The organism is Chryseobacterium flavum, from assembly GCF_003385595.1.
Lineage (GTDB): Bacteria > Bacteroidota > Bacteroidia > Flavobacteriales > Weeksellaceae > Chryseobacterium > Chryseobacterium flavum.
In genome coordinates this window covers 125,577-141,243 of the sequence record NZ_QNUE01000002.1, presented here as the reverse complement: position 1 = coordinate 141,243, position 15,667 = coordinate 125,577, and the positions used below count along the sequence as shown (strand labels likewise).

At 38.8% G+C, this 15,667-nt stretch carries 15 protein-coding genes and 3 tRNA genes; 3 read left to right on the top strand and 15 right to left on the bottom strand.

Features of this window, described 5'->3' with window-relative positions; genetic code table 11:
• The first annotated feature begins 13 nt into the window (after positions 1 to 13).
• Positions 14 to 2,311, top strand: coding sequence for a DUF5074 domain-containing protein (locus DRF59_RS02785; RefSeq protein ID WP_115956763.1), 2,298 nt, complete (start codon positions 14 to 16; stop codon positions 2,309 to 2,311).
• Positions 2,312 to 2,528: 217 nt separating this feature from the next.
• On the opposite strand, the gene DRF59_RS02780 is transcribed toward DRF59_RS02785, so the two are convergent.
• The 9 genes from DRF59_RS02780 to mobA all read right to left on the bottom strand — a co-directional run bounded on the left by DRF59_RS02780 (position 2,529) and on the right by mobA (position 11,130).
• Positions 2,529 to 3,317, bottom strand: coding sequence for a T9SS type A sorting domain-containing protein (locus DRF59_RS02780; RefSeq protein ID WP_115956762.1), 789 nt, complete (start codon positions 3,315 to 3,317; stop codon positions 2,529 to 2,531).
• Positions 3,318 to 3,852: 535 nt separating this feature from the next.
• The gene (locus DRF59_RS02775; protein ID WP_241505464.1) at positions 3,853 to 4,584 is read right to left on the bottom strand and encodes an RteC domain-containing protein; all 732 of its coding nucleotides are present in this window, start codon (positions 4,582 to 4,584) and stop codon (positions 3,853 to 3,855) included.
• 139 nt (positions 4,585 to 4,723) lie between these two features.
• On the bottom strand, positions 4,724 to 5,089 hold the full coding sequence (locus tag DRF59_RS02770) for a hypothetical protein (protein ID WP_115956761.1): 366 nt from the start codon (positions 5,087 to 5,089) through the stop codon (positions 4,724 to 4,726).
• A gap of 124 nt (positions 5,090 to 5,213) precedes the next feature.
• Positions 5,214 to 7,016 carry a serine hydrolase domain-containing protein gene (locus tag DRF59_RS02765; protein WP_241505471.1) on the bottom strand — a complete coding sequence of 601 codons (1,803 nt, stop codon included), beginning with the start codon at positions 7,014 to 7,016 and terminating at the stop codon, positions 5,214 to 5,216.
• A gap of 104 nt (positions 7,017 to 7,120) precedes the next feature.
• Positions 7,121 to 7,984, bottom strand: coding sequence for an alpha/beta hydrolase family esterase (locus DRF59_RS02760; protein WP_115956759.1), 864 nt, complete (start codon positions 7,982 to 7,984; stop codon positions 7,121 to 7,123).
• Entirely contained in the window at positions 7,977 to 8,564 is a 588-nt protein-coding gene (locus DRF59_RS02755; RefSeq protein ID WP_115956758.1) for a hypothetical protein, read from the bottom strand. Before DRF59_RS02755 ends, DRF59_RS02760 begins: the two co-directional genes overlap by 8 nt.
• Positions 8,557 to 9,030: an RNA polymerase sigma factor gene (locus DRF59_RS02750; RefSeq protein WP_115956757.1), complete on the bottom strand. Its 474-nt coding sequence runs from the start codon at positions 9,028 to 9,030 to the stop codon at positions 8,557 to 8,559. The genes DRF59_RS02755 and DRF59_RS02750 overlap by 8 nt, the downstream gene beginning before the upstream one ends.
• A 398-nt stretch (positions 9,031 to 9,428) precedes the next feature.
• Entirely contained in the window at positions 9,429 to 10,691 is a 1,263-nt protein-coding gene (gene mobB / locus DRF59_RS02745; protein WP_115956756.1) for a conjugal transfer protein MobB, read from the bottom strand.
• Between the two features lie 4 nt (positions 10,692 to 10,695).
• The gene (gene mobA, locus DRF59_RS02740; protein WP_115956755.1) at positions 10,696 to 11,130 is read right to left on the bottom strand and encodes a conjugal transfer protein MobA; all 435 of its coding nucleotides are present in this window, start codon (positions 11,128 to 11,130) and stop codon (positions 10,696 to 10,698) included.
• 491 nt (positions 11,131 to 11,621) lie between these two features.
• On the opposite strand from mobA, the gene DRF59_RS20890 reads away from it, so the two are divergent.
• Positions 11,622 to 11,783: a hypothetical protein gene (locus tag DRF59_RS20890; protein ID WP_167456637.1), complete on the top strand. Its 162-nt coding sequence runs from the start codon at positions 11,622 to 11,624 to the stop codon at positions 11,781 to 11,783.
• A gap of 57 nt (positions 11,784 to 11,840) precedes the next feature.
• Positions 11,841 to 13,406: a recombinase family protein gene (locus tag DRF59_RS02735; protein WP_115957009.1), complete on the top strand. Its 1,566-nt coding sequence runs from the start codon at positions 11,841 to 11,843 to the stop codon at positions 13,404 to 13,406.
• Here the strand turns inward: DRF59_RS02735 and DRF59_RS02730 are convergent.
• From DRF59_RS02730 to DRF59_RS02705, 6 genes are all read right to left on the bottom strand, one after another.
• Positions 13,369 to 13,440: transfer RNA gene (locus DRF59_RS02730), tRNA-Glu, on the bottom strand. The two genes, DRF59_RS02735 and DRF59_RS02730, sit on opposite strands and share 38 nt — an antisense overlap.
• A 68-nt stretch (positions 13,441 to 13,508) precedes the next feature.
• Positions 13,509 to 13,580, bottom strand: a tRNA-Glu gene (locus DRF59_RS02725).
• 10 nt (positions 13,581 to 13,590) lie between these two features.
• Positions 13,591 to 13,845, bottom strand: a complete 255-nt coding sequence (gene rpsT, locus DRF59_RS02720) for a 30S ribosomal protein S20 (RefSeq protein ID WP_115956754.1) — start codon at positions 13,843 to 13,845, stop codon at positions 13,591 to 13,593.
• A 67-nt stretch (positions 13,846 to 13,912) separates the two neighbouring features.
• Positions 13,913 to 14,233 carry a hypothetical protein gene (locus tag DRF59_RS02715; RefSeq protein WP_115956753.1) on the bottom strand — a complete coding sequence of 107 codons (321 nt, stop codon included), beginning with the start codon at positions 14,231 to 14,233 and terminating at the stop codon, positions 13,913 to 13,915.
• 11 nt (positions 14,234 to 14,244) lie between these two features.
• Positions 14,245 to 14,319, bottom strand: a tRNA-Glu gene (locus DRF59_RS02710).
• 56 nt (positions 14,320 to 14,375) lie between these two features.
• Positions 14,376 to 15,662, bottom strand: a complete 1,287-nt coding sequence (locus DRF59_RS02705; RefSeq protein ID WP_185144895.1) for an N-acetylmuramoyl-L-alanine amidase family protein — start codon at positions 15,660 to 15,662, stop codon at positions 14,376 to 14,378.
• Positions 15,663 to 15,667 lie beyond the last annotated feature (5 nt).

Below are 15,667 nucleotides of genomic sequence, written 5' to 3'. Positions count from 1 at the left end.
TAAAATTATAAAAATGAAAAAGTTTTATCTTTTGATCTTCCTTTTTCTGTTTGCATGTATCACAAATGCACAGATAAAAGTACAGGGAGTTCCCCGGAATGATTTACAGGGGAAAACAGTAAATCCGCTTAGTACAGCTGTTACGGCATCAATCAGTTTTTCAGACATTAAGTATTGGGTAGGAACAGGAACCAATCAGGCTGCATTTGTAGTACAGTGGAACGACAGTAAGAACCCTGATGCTTTGGTATGGGGGTTCAAATGGAACGGGACTGCCACAGGTGAAGATATGATTAAAGCTATTGCCAAGGCCGATCATCGGTTTTTAACCTTACTTTATCCGGGAACGGCACAGGGAACAGCTGTAGGAGGTTTCGGTTTTGATCTGAACGGACAGAATTCAAACGCTCTGTACTACAATGGTAATACATCCTCCCCACTTTATCCTGTTAATGGAATAGTTACCACTACAGCCTATAACTTTGACGGATATACGTCAGCCGACCAGAATGACCACTGGCAAGCCGGATGGGCATCTAACGGATATTGGTCCTACTGGATAAAAAACCCAACGGATACAAGTTTCGGATATTCCAGTGTGGGTGCTACTTCCCGTATTCTTCAAAATGGTTCGTGGGATGTCTGGAATTTTAATCCGTCATTCAACTCTGTCCCTATTTCTTCCGTACTGACTCCTGTTTCCAAGTATTCAGCTTCAGCGAGTCTGTTGAATATAACTAATGTTACAAACTATACAAACGGTTTCTTTATGGTAAATGAAGAATGGTTTGGGCATACAAACGGATCCGTAAATTTTATTGATAACAATGGTCAGATCAATTACCGTGTTTACAGTACGGCTAACAATAATCATGCTTTCGGGGCAACTACCCAGTACGGGACAATTTATGGTGATAAATTTTATTTTGTATCAAAACAGGCTGCTGACGGCGGAGATACTCAATACACTCCCGGTGGAAGGCTTGTAGTGGCCAATGCGCAGACCATGCAGAAGCTTGCCGGCTTTAATGATATTGGCGGAGGTGACGGAAGGTCATTTGTTGGAGTGAATGAGCATAAAGGTTATATTGGAGCTTCCAATGGAATCTTCCTTTTTGATATTGAAAATCTCCAGGTGGGTAGCCTGATAGCCGGGACAGGAGGCAGCGGACAGATAGGAAACATGATCCGTACTTCTCAGTATGTATTTGCTGTAAAACAAGGGACAGGGATTCTTGTAATTGATCCGAATACAAATACTGTAGTAAATACTGTTTCAGGAGGCTTCTATTCCGTCGTTCAGGCAAAAGACGGAAGTGTATGGGGGATTCAGGAACAGAAGCTTATCAGTATCCATCCAACTACTTTTGCAACCCAGGTTTATAATATTCCCACAACTAAATACCTGGGAGACTGGGGAGCATGGAATGCCGGTAAATTTACGGCAAGCAGCAAGGAAAATGCATTATTCTGGATCAACTCAATCAGCAGCTGGAGCTCCGGATCTCAGATTGTTAAATTTGACGTGACCTCAAAAACTTTTAATGAAAACTTTGCTGCAATTCCGGGACAGACAGGACAGTTTAAGCAGATTCCATATGGTGCAGCCTTACGGGTAAGCCCTGTTACGGGAGAACTTATTTTAAATACAACTGAAAGTGGATATGGAGCACATTATGAGAAGAACTGGATCCATACTTTTGATATAAACGGAAATCTTGTTAATACAAAAACACTTGACAACTATTATTGGTTCCCTGCATTAACCGTGTTTCCTGACAATACTGCTCCGGTTGTTAGCAATACGCTTCCTTCGCAGGTTGCCCTTGGAAATGTAACTACAATTGATCTGAAAACAGTAATTTCTGATGATGATAATTTATCTGCTGCGATTGTAAAATCTGTAAAGTCAAACACTAACCCAACCGTTGTTTCTTCGGTAATCAACACTAATGATGAATTGGTATTGACCCCTCTTATTGCCGGATCAGCCGAAATCGTTATCGGATTTAACTCAAACGGTAAACTGATAGAAAAAACAATATCAGTAACAAGCTCCGGTTCTACTTTAGCAACTGCGGAAGCTAAAAAGCTGGAATTCAGTATTTATCCGAATCCGGTTACGGATATTCTTACCCTCAGAACTCAGGAGAAGATTATAAATGTTTCTCTTTATGATGTTTCCGGAAAGTTGATCAATGTTCAGGTGAATAACGGACAAATCAATGTTAGTTTGCTTCCAAAAGGAATGTACATTCTGAAAGCTGTGACAGATAAAGCTGTATATCAGCAAAAGGTTCTTAAAAATTAATTTTTAGCATAGTTAATTTGTTTCATTAGCCCCGGCCGGTTTTTGGCTGGGGCTTTTGCTTACAAAAAGGATATCTTAAAATTGTACACTCTATATATTTTTGCCTTTGCTGTATTTACAGCTGTTTTAATGGGATTAGCCAGAACGTCTTGGGTATAAATGTAAAAACCCGGCAAGGTGTTTAAGCCTGCCGGGTTGGAATCATTTATATAATATTCTATTTAATCATGATTTTCTGGGAATACATTTTTCCCTCTTTTGTTTTAAGCGTCATAATATATACACCCTGTGGCTGACCGGAAGCAAATGTATTTGACCTCAATGTGGTTCGGAATACTTCTTTTCCTGACGTGTTGGTTAAGGTTACTTCAGAGCCTTCTACAGGAAGTTTGTTATCAAGTGTTACCTGCCCGCCTTCACTATAAGCTTTTAGACTGATGAATGGATCTTTATACTGATATGCATAATATACACGAAGTTCACCTCCAATATTTAGTAATCCTGAATTTACATTTATTTTAACCCTGTCAAAAGGAATATTCATGGTCAGTTCAATTTCAGCTTTGCTTGGATCTGCGCTGCCTAGTTGAATAATATCATTGTTAAGATTTTGATAATCATTGTTTGATACATCACCATTAAATGTTTCAATAGATATACCTCCTAATACCTGAGCTGACAGTGGTGTTCCGTTTGAACCAATACCAATTACAAGCTTATTGGTATTTGCGATGATGTTTGAGGTAGGGAAAATTAAAGTCTGCTCGGTTCTGGCAAGCAGTCCCACAGAAACCTGCAGGGTAGAGTAATCGTTTTCATTACTTCCTACTGCATTTTGAGGGTTTAATACTCCACAGCCTATACATAAACCATATGTTTGGTTGGTTTGGCTGCTGGCGTAAACTTTGTTAATTTGTGCAAAGGATTTTGTTCCTGTAAAAAATAATAACGAAGCAAATACTGCTGCTCTCAGATTGCGTTTGCTCAATAATAAATTAGTTTTCATATGTAGAAAATTTTGGTTTTAGCTTTTTGTAAATTTATAAATAAAATAATTATGTTAGCTATTTTATTTGATTTTGTGGAAATTTTGTAAAAATTGAATATAATAAAGTAAAATTATTATTTTTAATTCAAAATTAATTTTTCTTTGTGAAAGTGGGAAGGTAAATCAGGTTTCAATGTCTGAACCGGAGAATAATATTTAATTTATTGCTTAATTGTTATTTTCGGCAGTTTTGCTGAGTACAATAATGTAGTTTTATATCTTCAGACTTATAAGTTCTGAATTAAGTTCTGCAAGGACTATATAGAATTCAAAATATAACCCTCATATGGGTTACCAAGTTTAGGATTGTATTCTTGAGCAGTAAGGGCATAGTATTTACAGAAAGATCTATATAGGAAAAAATCGGATTGCAGTATATAGAATAAAAAAAAGGACTTTCGAAAAAGTCCTTTTGTAGCCGAAACCGAACAAATCTCGAAACATTTTCTTGAGGATTTAGAACAGCTAACCTCCCTAAGTGCGGAAGTTACTGCTATGGAATATTAAAAACTAAACTGATTTTTCGTATTCCTACTTTACCGTAGGAAAGAGAACCATTCGCATACAGAGCATAAATCAGTTCTATCAGTGCATTTTTGGTATCCGTCCAAAGAATACCGTCTGATGAAATATCCCTTGCAGAAAGAGAACCTGCCATTTCATCATTATTGATTTTTTGAAGTATGTAGGTGTAGAGTAACTCGTTGGCTATTATCCGAGCTACTTTGTTATCATAATAAGTTGAAAACAGCGGGTCAATTTCAAAAACAAAACTATTCAGTCCATCGTGGAAATTGATGTTGCCCAATCTAAAATAGGTTTCATCACGGTCGGTTCTTCCTGACCGGTAATATCTGTAAAAATCTGAATTGTAAATATGTTCCCTATATTCCTGTTTTAATTCCTGCAACTGTTCTAAAAAATAGCTCGCATACATTTTCCCTCCGTCAACTGGACAAGCCGTCTGCATACGGAATATCTTATTGTGGTAAATCAGTTTGGAGAGGATGTATGGCTTAATGTTGCGAAAGAAATTGATTTCCTCCCACTGGTTTTTAAAGCCCTGCGTTGTAACATCCTCTCTTATCGACGCCAAGTATTCTTGCAGGTATATGGTCATTTGGTACGCTTCATTAATCTCATTGGGTGCAGACAGCGAAATAGCGTTTTCTTTTCGCTGTATCTCCGAGATAATATGATTTAATGAAAATGCCTTACCTATCAAATCAGTTTATTTAAGTTTACCCCCCAAACATGTTACAATGAAAATGCTTAAATTACAATAACAAACAAGAACTTAGGATGTAATATGTATCACATCCTAAGTTCTTCAGTTTGACCGGTCTTTGGTCTTAATTCTACAATTACTGTTTTTCTCCCTCAAAGCTATATGGGATTTCTAGTGTATTCACAACCAAATTTAATTTTTTCTCCGCAATTTTGTAACCAAACAGTCCCTGGGCATCGTCTCCATTGACAAGCCCCGGTACATCAGCTTTTGCCCGGATGGTCCTGGAAGCTGCGTGTGAATAAGGTTCTCCAGCTTTAGCCTCAAATTTAAGTCGATTATCATCTACTTTCGTGACAATTAATACAGCATTAAAGTAATTGACACCATCAATTCTATAGGCGCCCTTATATGTACCTACTGCAACGTCAATCGAACCTGTTCCCTGATTAGGGTTGTCATCATCTTTGCTGCAGCCCACAAAGGTTATGAGTGCAATCATCAAAACTAAAGTCTTGCAAAATCTAATCTTAAAATTTGTCTTTTTCATACTGTACTATATTTTATTATTAATTAATGTTAAACCAAATATTTCAGGATAAACCGCGATCTGTTCATTGATTCCATCATTCCCAAGTTGCAAAGGGTATCAGATTATATGACCAGAGTGTTATAACGAATTGTGAAACCAAAACGATCAGCCAGAAATCAATACGTTTTATACTCTTACTTAGCGTTGATCCATATTTTATCAGAGATATAAAACAACCAGCCGGAAGTAAAAAGGTACACGCATAGATCATCATAGTGGGCGGGGATTTATTTCCTATTCTTATCATATCAATACTTGATACAAATAGTAAGGATAACGTGAACAATATCAACGTCGAAATACAGAACATAGCTGGTGACATGAAATATTTCCATTTTCTCCTGAATAAATTAATGATGAAACTAAGAATCATGAGTAAAGCCGCGACGACCCCAAGAACAACACTGATCGTGCTCAGGTAGATTTTCCAGCTGCTTATCTTTTTTAAGGTCATTGTGCCGGTTGTGAGAAATGTTACGCCCGATCCATCCTTATAGAACAAGTGGGAAGCTGCTGTTCTGCCCTGTGCAACAAACAGCGCGTTACCTATTGTCTTTGCAAAAATTTCTTTCTTTTGAAAGGGTCGGATAGAAATACCGTTTCCGCTATTTTTCACAACAGTATATCCGCTGATCACATCGATGAGTTCCATGGGATGAATCTTTGTAAATACAGGGACATAATAGCCTTCCCATTCGGAATCCTGTACAGACGACGAACTCTTTACTGAACCGATTTGCACTCGTAAAGTGTCCAGATCCAGATGATCGATCAGGGTTTTATTGAACAGATCATAATCGGCGGTTTCGCTGTCCATATTATGCGCTATGAAAAATGCCTTTTTTTCTTTTGGAAAGAGGTAATACATCGCCCTGAAGCCAATCGTGTTTCCCGAATGGGCTATTCCGACAACACCATGGCGATCTCTGGATAGAGCTCCCAGAGAATAGCCCAATCTCAGTCCATTTTTTGCGGCAATCGTATTTACCGGTAATCCCATTTGATCGATGAACTCTTTTTTGATGAATTCCTGGTCATTTAATCGTCCACCGTTGAGCAAAAACTGCAAAAATGTTCCCATATCTTCAGCTGTAGTTGTAAACTGGCCTGCAGGGCGAACATAGATCGGCATAGCAAAGGCCGGATCTCCATTGTCAAAATGCCCCATGGCCAGCTTTTTGTCTTCGTGCTGGGTTCTGAAATGGAAAGAGCTGTTCTTAAGACCAATTGGCCGGAGAAGGTTTCTGTCGAGATAATCTTCGTATGGCTCCTTTACGATAGTATCTATCAGCATGCCTAGTAGCGTATATCCTATATTGGAGTAGGAAAACATTGTTCCGGGTTTAACATGTACGTCCAGTACCTTAGGATTCCTTCCGTAAAACTCGTTTAATGGTGTTTGAGCGGTCGCCCCCGTACTGAAGAAGTGCCAAAGTCGAATGTCGGACATACCAGAGGTATGGTCAAGCAGATGCCGAATCGTAACAGGGTTGGAACTTTCCCAAGGGTTGTCCATAGGCAGGTCTTTCAAATATTTCTTTATTGGATCATCCAGATCGAGCATATTGAGGGTAGCCAATCGCAAGATCCCTATTGCAAGGAAGGTCTTGGTTAAGGAACCCACATGAACTTTATCGTCCAAAAGCATTGGATCGCCCGTCTCCAAATTTTTAAGTCCGGAGCTAAACGATGTAATGTGACTGTCTTTTATAGTCGAATAAACTGCGCCAGAGAGTTTCTCCTGTTTTAGGAGATCATCTATTTTACCTTGCAGGGATTGACTAGCAGCAGCTAACGGCAGGAGTATCCATAACAGGACATAACATGTTCTGAACATCCTCAAAAGGCTATCTGGTTTCCCAAAAGGTGCAATTTTACGCAACAGATAATTGAATGTCATTTTTTTATCCTTTGAAATCATTCCGGTGAAAGTCTCAGCTTTCACTGATTTTTATTGAAAAAGTTCCACATATATTCATTGATATCGAGTTCCTTTGATGTAGGCCCGATCGGAAGGCCAATATTAAAGTCATCTGCTCCAGGCCATGTGTGTCCACCATCTTCGATCGTGATCAATGTCAAGTTTCGATCCCAGCTTTGTGATTCCAGGATCGTGACCGATTTGCCATGTACAGACTTTCTGTCCATATGCAGAGGCTTAGCATCTGCTATATTAAAGAGGTTCGTTTTCCAAAACTCATAAGTATCCTTAGCTGAAAAATAGCCACCTTTCTTTCCATCATAATTGACTAACTGATCTACCTTTCCGTTCACCATAAGGACAGAAATTGGGTTTTGAGGCTTATGATAAACGGCCACTGAATCAGGAAGGTTTGCGCCGATGCTTGCGATCGCTGAGAATCTATGTGGCAGTTCTGATGCAATCCTATGGCAGAAAAATCCTCCACGGGACAGTCCGGTAGCGAATACCTTGTTCTCTATAATTTTATGTTCCTTTTCGATATGCGAAAGAAGGCTGTCAACGAAACCTATATCGTCAGTTCCATCCCTGTAGGACATGCCATAGCCTACATTCCAATCTTCGTTTATCCCCTTTGGATAGACAACGATAAATCCATGCCTGTCAGCTGTTCTGTTCATACCTGTATAGAGCATCTGCTCAGCAGGTGTCATCCCCCCACCATGGAAATTGAACACTATCGGGTAAGATCTATCAACTGAATAGCCTTTCGGAGTATAGATAATGTATTTCCTATTAACTCCTTTAAAGAGGATGCTTTTTGTTTGACCAAACCCAAAAAATGGAATATAGATCAATAAAAGAAAAACTATATTTTTAATCATATTGCAAAATTTCTGCTATTTTGGACGATAATCTTTGGTTCTTTCTTTTTATCCTTTTCCAAAGGATTTGTTTCAATATTGTCCATAGAATGCCTGTAAGGATCAATAATAATGCTGATGACAGTATAACGCTGACAGGAGAGGGAAGCAATGAATCTAAAAAATAGAGAAAAACCGCAATCAGAAAAAATGTTGACACTATACAGAACATCATCAGCTCACGTTGCCCTTGCTTAATATGGATATCTGGAAGGGTCCGGATAAAATCGGTACTGTTTGACAGATATTCTTTTCGTTCTCTCGTAATCCTCCGCCAAGAATATCCGAATAGATGAACCGATATCACGAGCAGGATAATCTCTGAAATGCTTTTGCTCATGCTGTTCAATTCATCTGTATAGATGACGTAGACAAAGCTTATTCCTGAGAAAAGTATAACGGCAATGGACCAGAGGAAAACAATTATTCTTTTCCTTTTTCTCCAATGTTGCAGAGTTTGGTTAAAATCATAGAACGATTCATTCGGATCTATCTCCAATGATTGCCAAGTTTTTTTTAAGTCCAAGATATCCTTATTCATCTTCCTTCATTTTTTTCGATAACACTTCTTTTATCCTATGGATCCGAACCCGTATGTTTGAGTGGCTCAGTCCTAATATTTCAGCAATTTTATCCTGCTTTAGATCCTCCAGATAAAAGCCTATTATCAGCCTGTCCATATCCGGAAGTTCAGCTATGCAACGGTGGAGTCTAACAAAGTTAGTCTCCTCCAGACGAGGATCTAGTTCCTCATGATCAAAAAAACTATATTCCCTAACAAGTTGTTTTTTCTTTTCGTTCTCGATCTGCCTGAGGCATTTGTTGCTCGCAATTCTGTATATCCATCCAGCTATATTTTCTTTATGTTTGAGCTCATTCAAGTTCGTGAATACGGTAATAAAAGTATCCTGCATCACGTCTTTGGCTTTTTCTGTATCATTGAAATAGCCAAAGCAAACCCTGAATATTTTACTCGAGTACTTTTTATATAGATTTTCGAATTCCATTAAAATAGATTTCCATTATACATAGATAAATACAGAAGAACTTAAAATGTTACAGATTATGGACAAAAAAATCTGCATCTAGATACCTTATTTAAAGATAGAATGATAATATCTTATTTGATCTGCAAGTTCTACTGATTGAGTCCATTTGTCTTACTTAGTAGCATACGACCATCTTGACTAATTCTTTAATTAAATCAACAACCAGAAAGCCCTAATGATATTGTAATCTTCCCTGAAAATAGTTACGATTTTTAATGTAGTTTATTGACCATTTCGTGCCATATTGTGATAAAGGTTGTTGTCACAATTTCCTACACTTATATTATAGACAAATTTATATTTTAAGTTTAAAATGAGCTATTGACATCATACAAAATGTATTTTTCAATATACTTTCACAACCTCCTCCCTTTCTTCTTTTTCTTCCTCATTCGATTAGCAAACTGTTCTTCCTCGTAATCTACGCCCTGTGCATCGGGTAACAGGCTGAATAATCCCAAATCGAAATTAGACGAATGTTCCTGCGGAATAAACCCAAAAAGGTCTTTTGGTTGGTTGTCTATTGTGTTCGTATTGGAAACTGGGCTGTCCTGTATCTTCAATTCGGGCTTATTTCCGTTGTTCCACCAATCGTTAAAGACATTTGCCGATAGGTCTCTATCCAAAGCTGAACCATTCCAAACGCTACGGCTCTCGTGGTCAATAAAGGTCATACCGTAAATTCGTCCTTCAATATTACGTCTTACAACGGTATTGATGCCTTGCTCGGTCAATTGCTTTCTAAAATCTGTTTCGTTATTTGTGGTATGTATGGCAAGTTCTATCGTGTTTTTCAGGATACTCCTTGCAGGGTTGATTTTCATTTTCTCTTTGGACTGTTCAAAGTGTTTTTGCAGTTGTGCTACGCCTGCATCTTTTCCGAAAAGCGATGCTTTGAACGGATTGCTTGCCTTGTTGCCATTGTCATCCAATGCCACATAGACCAATCCGTTTACGGTCTGACCGTTCCGCTTGCCTTTGACTTCTTCCGCTATAATGTTGAATAGCGACAGCAAAGCATTATAGCTTCCCAAAGTCGGAAAGCTGTAATACTTCGGCAAATGACGGACTACCGAAGCTATCTGACTTTTGATATCGCCCTTGTGGTAATCCACAGGTCTGAAAACTTTGTTGGCTTGTTTCTGCTCCTGCTCGGTGGCTTTGCGCAGGTTGTATTTCTGCTCCAAATCCCGACAGATAGCCATTGAGCGTGGATGGTCGTAATCATCAGGGATTTTCTTTCCGTCAATGCCTACACAGGTCGAAACAATGTGGATATGCGTTCGGTCAATATCCGTATGTTTGAAAACAATATATGGCTGATTGCTGTAGCCCATACGCTCCATATATTCCTGTGCCATTTCTGTAAATTGATTATCGCTGATTTTATCCGCAGGATCTGGGTTCAGCGATATATGGCGTACCGTCTTTTCTGTTTTGATATTTGCTGATAAATATGGTTCAAAGCATTTATTAAAATACGCTACAGAAAACCTGCCGTCCATTGTATCGGGTAGCCTGTTCAGCAACAAAACTTCTCCATTTTCCTTGTCCACTTTCTGCTGATTGTACAAAATCGCTCCGTACATATTGCTTCCCTTTCCGATTTTTGCAATCATATTTCTACTCTTTGTTTAGGTATTTCTTTTCAAATTCATCGGAAAGAATTAAAACCTTTAGCAACAGTTCTTTCATTTCTGCTGTCTGCTTTTCCAATTTATAGAGATATGCCGATGCTTTTTTATCCGAAAAATTGGCGTTCAACAGCTTTACAATCTGATTGTAATTAGTTGATATTCCCCGAAACTGACCGAAAAATTTGGTCAGTCCTGTGTGATATTCAACTGCATTCATATCAATTTTTACGGTCTTTACCGTCTTCTGAAAGATGCAAGCCGTAATGAAATGTGCCATTATCTTCATTCCCGATTGGTCAAAGAGGGCAAGAAACTTGGCATTGTCTTCTGCATTCAGGTTAATGGAATACCGATTGACCGCAGGGTCATTCTTCGGTTTCCTTCCTGTTTTCCTAATCTGTTTTCTGTTCTTCTCTTCCATAATAAATCCATTTTAATGTTAAACCAAAACTGCGACTTCGGAGCGGTTTTCAGCCTCCTGCAAGGGCAAGTGCTTTTGAGGTACTGAAATTCATTTCGAGGACCTCAAGAGATAACTTGCTCTGAACAGGGGTTCAGAGAAATCCGTCCTGCAAACGGATTGGAGTTAGCCGAAAAAAAAACAGTCCGAAACTGTTTTTATCGTGTCCGTAAATACTTTGTCTTTTCGCATTAAAACACCTCCGTAGCTTCTTTACAAAGTAAGGGGATGTGTTGTGAACCATTATCATACATCATAATGCCAAATGCTACCTCTGAACGACAAATGATGCCAAGCCATAATAGACCAAAACTTGACTATGTAAGTCGGATTGGAGAAGTGTAAAAACTGTACAAACTACCTCTGCACGCCAAACACGACCTCTGACTGCAACATTGGGAGGCTGACTTATTTCTCTAACTATTTTAGCCATAACAACACAGCGTTAGGCGATGCAGGAGAGAAAGGAAATAGAGAAAATACCTATCGAAGAAGCAATGGAGCTTCTCCGCAAAGAGGGTATTGACGTGGGGCAGGAAGAAGCCGAACTGATTATGGAATTTCTGTACAACCTTACGATGATAGTTATTCGGGAATGCTTTGATGTTGAATGATTTATTTCGTAAATTAGCAAATCCCCAAGACACATTATCCATTTAAAGAGATTAGCGATGAAAAGAGCAGATTTATACATACGTGTTTCCACCGATGAACAGGCAGACAAAGGATATTCACAGCGTGATCAAGAGGAACGCTTGAAACGATTTTGTTCAACCAATAAGATTGCTGTCGGACAGGTTATCTATGAAGACCATTCCGCTAAGACCTTTAACCGTCCTGAATGGACAAAACTCCTGAACAATCTTAAAAAGAAAAGTTCAAAGACCAACCTTATCCTGTTTACCAAATGGGATAGGTTCAGCCGTAATGCAGGTGATGCCTATCAGATGATTAGCACACTTAACAAACTTGGCATAGAACCGCAGGCTGTGGAACAGCCCTTAGACCTTTCCATTCCCGAAAACAAGATGATGCTTGCGATATATCTTTCTGCTCCCGAAGTGGAGAACGACCGCAGGGCATTGAACACATTCTACGGTATGCGCAGGGCAAGGAAAGAAGGGCGTTTGATGGGGAAAGCACCATTCGGATACATCAACAGGAGCAAAGAAGACGGACGAAAATACATCGCTCCCAAAGAACCCGAAGCGTCAAGTATGCGTTGGGCTTTCAACGAGATAGCTAAGGGCGTGTTCGCCTGTGACCAAGTACGGCAGAAAATGAATGCACAGAGCCAAACGAAATTGAGCAGAAGTGCTTTCCACGTAGCTGTACGCAATCCGCTGTACTGTGGCAAGATATTCATTGCAAAATTCAAGGACGAGGAAGCCCATTTGGTGCAAGGTCAGCACGAACCGCTTATAAGTGAAGAACTTTTCAATAAGGTGCAACTTGTATTGGACGGAAACAAAAGGATGGAACATCCGAACACCAAAATACTTTCGGACAAAAACCTGCCTCTAAGAGGTTTCTTGGTATGTCCTGACTGTGGTCGCAACCTAACGGGAAGTGCTTCCAAAGGAAGAACGAACCGCTATTACTATTACCATTGTGTTTCTTCGTGTGGCTTCCGTCAGAAAGCCGAAGTTGCCAACGATATTTTTGAAGAGGGGTTGTTTCAGTTTGAATTGGACGGTGGCATAAAGAACGTTCTCAAAAAACTGCTGTTGAATAACTACAAAAAGTTTGCGCAGAACCCATTTGATGAAAAGAAACGGATTGCACAAGAAATAGACCGCCTTAACGCAAAGCTATCCGTTGCACGGAACAAACTGCTTGCGGAAACCATTGATGACGGGGAATACCTCGAAATCAAAAAGGAATGCAGGGAACGGATTGAAACTTTGGAAGAACAGTTGAGCAAGGATGGTTCGGACACTAAGAGCATCAATATCGACAAGGCTTTAGACAGGGCTTTACATAGTATCGTAAATATCCCGAAACTGTATAGAGAGGGCGAAATCCATACAAGGAGAGCTGTGATTGGTTCGATATTCCCTGAAAAATTGGAGTTTGACGGAAAAACTTATCGAACCGCCCGAATGAACGTAATCGCAAACTATATCTTTCAGATAAACAACGGATTACCTTTAAAAAAAAACAGGACAAATGAAAATATATTTCATTTGTCCTGTTTAGTAGCCCGTAGGGGAATCGAACCCCTCTTACCAGAATGAAAATCTGAGGTCCTAACCGATAGACGAACGGGCCCTCTATCTTCCATTAGCCGAAGCTGATGTGTTAGCTTTTGTTTTTACAAGTATCAACTCTTAGTTTTGTAGCCCGTAGGGGAATCGAACCCCTCTTACCAGAATGAAAATCTGAGGTCCTAACCGATAGACGAACGGGCCTACTATGCTTTTACGCTAATTTATTAACGTGTTTTGTTAATTTGCTTTTTAAGTTAGCAGCTTTGTTTTTGTGGATAATGTTCTTCTTAGCTAATTTATCCAATAAAGCGATAACTTTTGGCAGTTGCTCTGTTGCAGCAGCTTTATCTTCCTCATTTCTCAAGACTTTCATTGCAGTTCTAGCAGTCTTGTGGTAGTATCTGTTACGAAGTCTTCTAGCCTCGTTCTGTCTAATTCTCTTTAATGCTGATTTATGATTTGCCATATCGTTCAAATGTGAGTGCAAAACTATAAACTTTTTTTTAAACTACCAAATTTATTTTCAAAAATTTTTAATTTTCTTCTGAAAGGTATTTTCTAAGTTTATTTATTGCTTGTTCTATTTTTAAATTTTCCTGTTCTTTTTCAAGTTTTTTGATCGTGTTTCCTAACATGATCATCGCATTGTTCCATTCTCCAGTAGTGTTGGTGAAAGTGAATTCATCTATTGTTACTTCAAAAGCAACCCTTTCTCCGGTCCTGTAAAGCCTGAAACTTATTTTATCATCCCTGCCTGTAATCCCGTCTTCATTGATTTTTAAATCATAACTTTTTGGGTTAGAGTGGATTTTCTTAAAAAGCAATTTTGCTTCTTGTATTTTTAAATCCGGCATGATATAAAATTTGGTAGCCTATAGGGGAATCGAACCCCTGTTGCAAGAATGAAAATCTTGAGTCCTAACCACTAGACGAATAGGCCAAATTTTGAGGTTGCAAAAATAATAATTAACTTTTTAACTTCAAAATTATTTTTAATTATTTATAGACTTTTTGTATTACAGTATTCTTAATTCCTTTACCTTCAAGTTCTTTCTGAAGCTTGACCGCATCCTCTAAAGTATATACTTTTCCATAAGTATAATAGAACACACCACTGTCTTTAGTTCTTTCAACGTCTTTAAGGTTTTGAAGGATATAAGAGTTTCCATTCAGTTTGTCACCTGCATACAATTCTATAGTATAATAGCCCATACTTATTTTCTGGTTAGGCATAAATCCTACGGCAAAAGCATTTCTGAACCCTGCATCTTTTGCAGATTTTAAGTTGATATCCCTTACGGAAGCCATATTGGTTACGGCATAGTAGTATTTGTATTGCCCGTTTTCTTTAATGGTAAGAATATAATTAAGTCCTTTCAGTGCAGGATCTCCGTCATTATATTTGGTAGGAGAACTCATAAGCAGGATTCTGAAGTCATTCTTTAATGGTACTTCCGCCGGTTTTTCAGGCTCCTGTTTTTTGATGGCTACAGCGCCGCCGGTTTTACGGTCTATTGCTTTTTTATAATCAATGATTGCATTATAGATGCTTTCGGCGATTTCACTTTGTCCTTTATCAGAAGCAATATAATGGCTTTCTTCGGGATGGTTGATAAATCCGGTTTCTATAAGTACGGAAGGCATGGCGTTCATACGAAGAACGTGCAGGTTCTTTTGAAATACACCTCTTGAAAACCTTTTGTCTTTATTCACAAAATTGTCTTCTACCAATCCGCCCAGAAGGAGGCTTGATTCCAGGTATTTGCTCTGCTGAAGCTTTAAAGCAATTAATGATTCAGGAGAATCAGGATTATATGATCCGAAAATCTGCTTATCCTTTTCATCCAGATAAATCACATCATTTTCTCTTTTTGCAACTTCAAGGTTTTCATTATTTTGGTTAGGCCCCTGTACGTATGTTTCAGTGCCATATGCAGTAGGCCTTTGTGAAGAATTACAGTGGATTGACACAAACAGGTCGGCTTTACTTCTGTTAGCCAGATTCGTTCTGTCCGATAATGATGGATATTCATCAAATTTGCGGGTGTATATTACTTTGAAATCTCTGTTTTTTTCAAGCATTACCCCAAGCTTTAAGGTTATGGCGAGGGTAATGTCCTTTTCGGCAACTCTTCCAATGTCAGAATAGGTCCTGTTTGCCCCGTGGTCGCTTCCTCCATGACCCGCATCCAGAACGATTGTAAACTTCTTTTGGGAAAAAATAAGGTTACTGATAAGGATAAGGAGAAATGATAAAATTATTTTAAAATTTTGTTTGTGCATCTTAC

What these genes read in the sequence shown, in the direction of transcription:
- DRF59_RS02785 (WP_115956763.1), top strand. Translation starts at nt 14, where the DNA reads ATGAAAAAGTTTTATCTTTTGATCTTCCTTTTTCTGTTTGCATGTATC.
- DRF59_RS02780 (WP_115956762.1), bottom strand. Translation starts at nt 3,317, where the DNA reads ATGAAAACTAATTTATTATTGAGCAAACGCAATCTGAGAGCAGCAGTA.
- DRF59_RS02770 (WP_115956761.1), bottom strand. Translation starts at nt 5,089, where the DNA reads ATGATTGCACTCATAACCTTTGTGGGCTGCAGCAAAGATGATGACAAC.
- DRF59_RS02765 (WP_241505471.1), bottom strand. Translation starts at nt 7,016, where the DNA reads ATGTTCAGAACATGTTATGTCCTGTTATGGATACTCCTGCCGTTAGCT.
- DRF59_RS02760 (WP_115956759.1), bottom strand. Translation starts at nt 7,984, where the DNA reads ATGATTAAAAATATAGTTTTTCTTTTATTGATCTATATTCCATTTTTT.
- DRF59_RS02755 (WP_115956758.1), bottom strand. Translation starts at nt 8,564, where the DNA reads ATGAATAAGGATATCTTGGACTTAAAAAAAACTTGGCAATCATTGGAG.
- DRF59_RS02750 (WP_115956757.1), bottom strand. Translation starts at nt 9,030, where the DNA reads ATGGAATTCGAAAATCTATATAAAAAGTACTCGAGTAAAATATTCAGG.
- mobB (WP_115956756.1), bottom strand. Translation starts at nt 10,691, where the DNA reads ATGATTGCAAAAATCGGAAAGGGAAGCAATATGTACGGAGCGATTTTG.
- mobA (WP_115956755.1), bottom strand. Translation starts at nt 11,130, where the DNA reads ATGGAAGAGAAGAACAGAAAACAGATTAGGAAAACAGGAAGGAAACCG.
- DRF59_RS20890 (WP_167456637.1), top strand. Translation starts at nt 11,622, where the DNA reads ATGCAGGAGAGAAAGGAAATAGAGAAAATACCTATCGAAGAAGCAATG.
- DRF59_RS02735 (WP_115957009.1), top strand. Translation starts at nt 11,841, where the DNA reads ATGAAAAGAGCAGATTTATACATACGTGTTTCCACCGATGAACAGGCA.
- rpsT (WP_115956754.1), bottom strand. Translation starts at nt 13,845, where the DNA reads ATGGCAAATCATAAATCAGCATTAAAGAGAATTAGACAGAACGAGGCT.
- DRF59_RS02715 (WP_115956753.1), bottom strand. Translation starts at nt 14,233, where the DNA reads ATGCCGGATTTAAAAATACAAGAAGCAAAATTGCTTTTTAAGAAAATC.
- DRF59_RS02705 (WP_185144895.1), bottom strand. Translation starts at nt 15,662, where the DNA reads ATGCACAAACAAAATTTTAAAATAATTTTATCATTTCTCCTTATCCTT.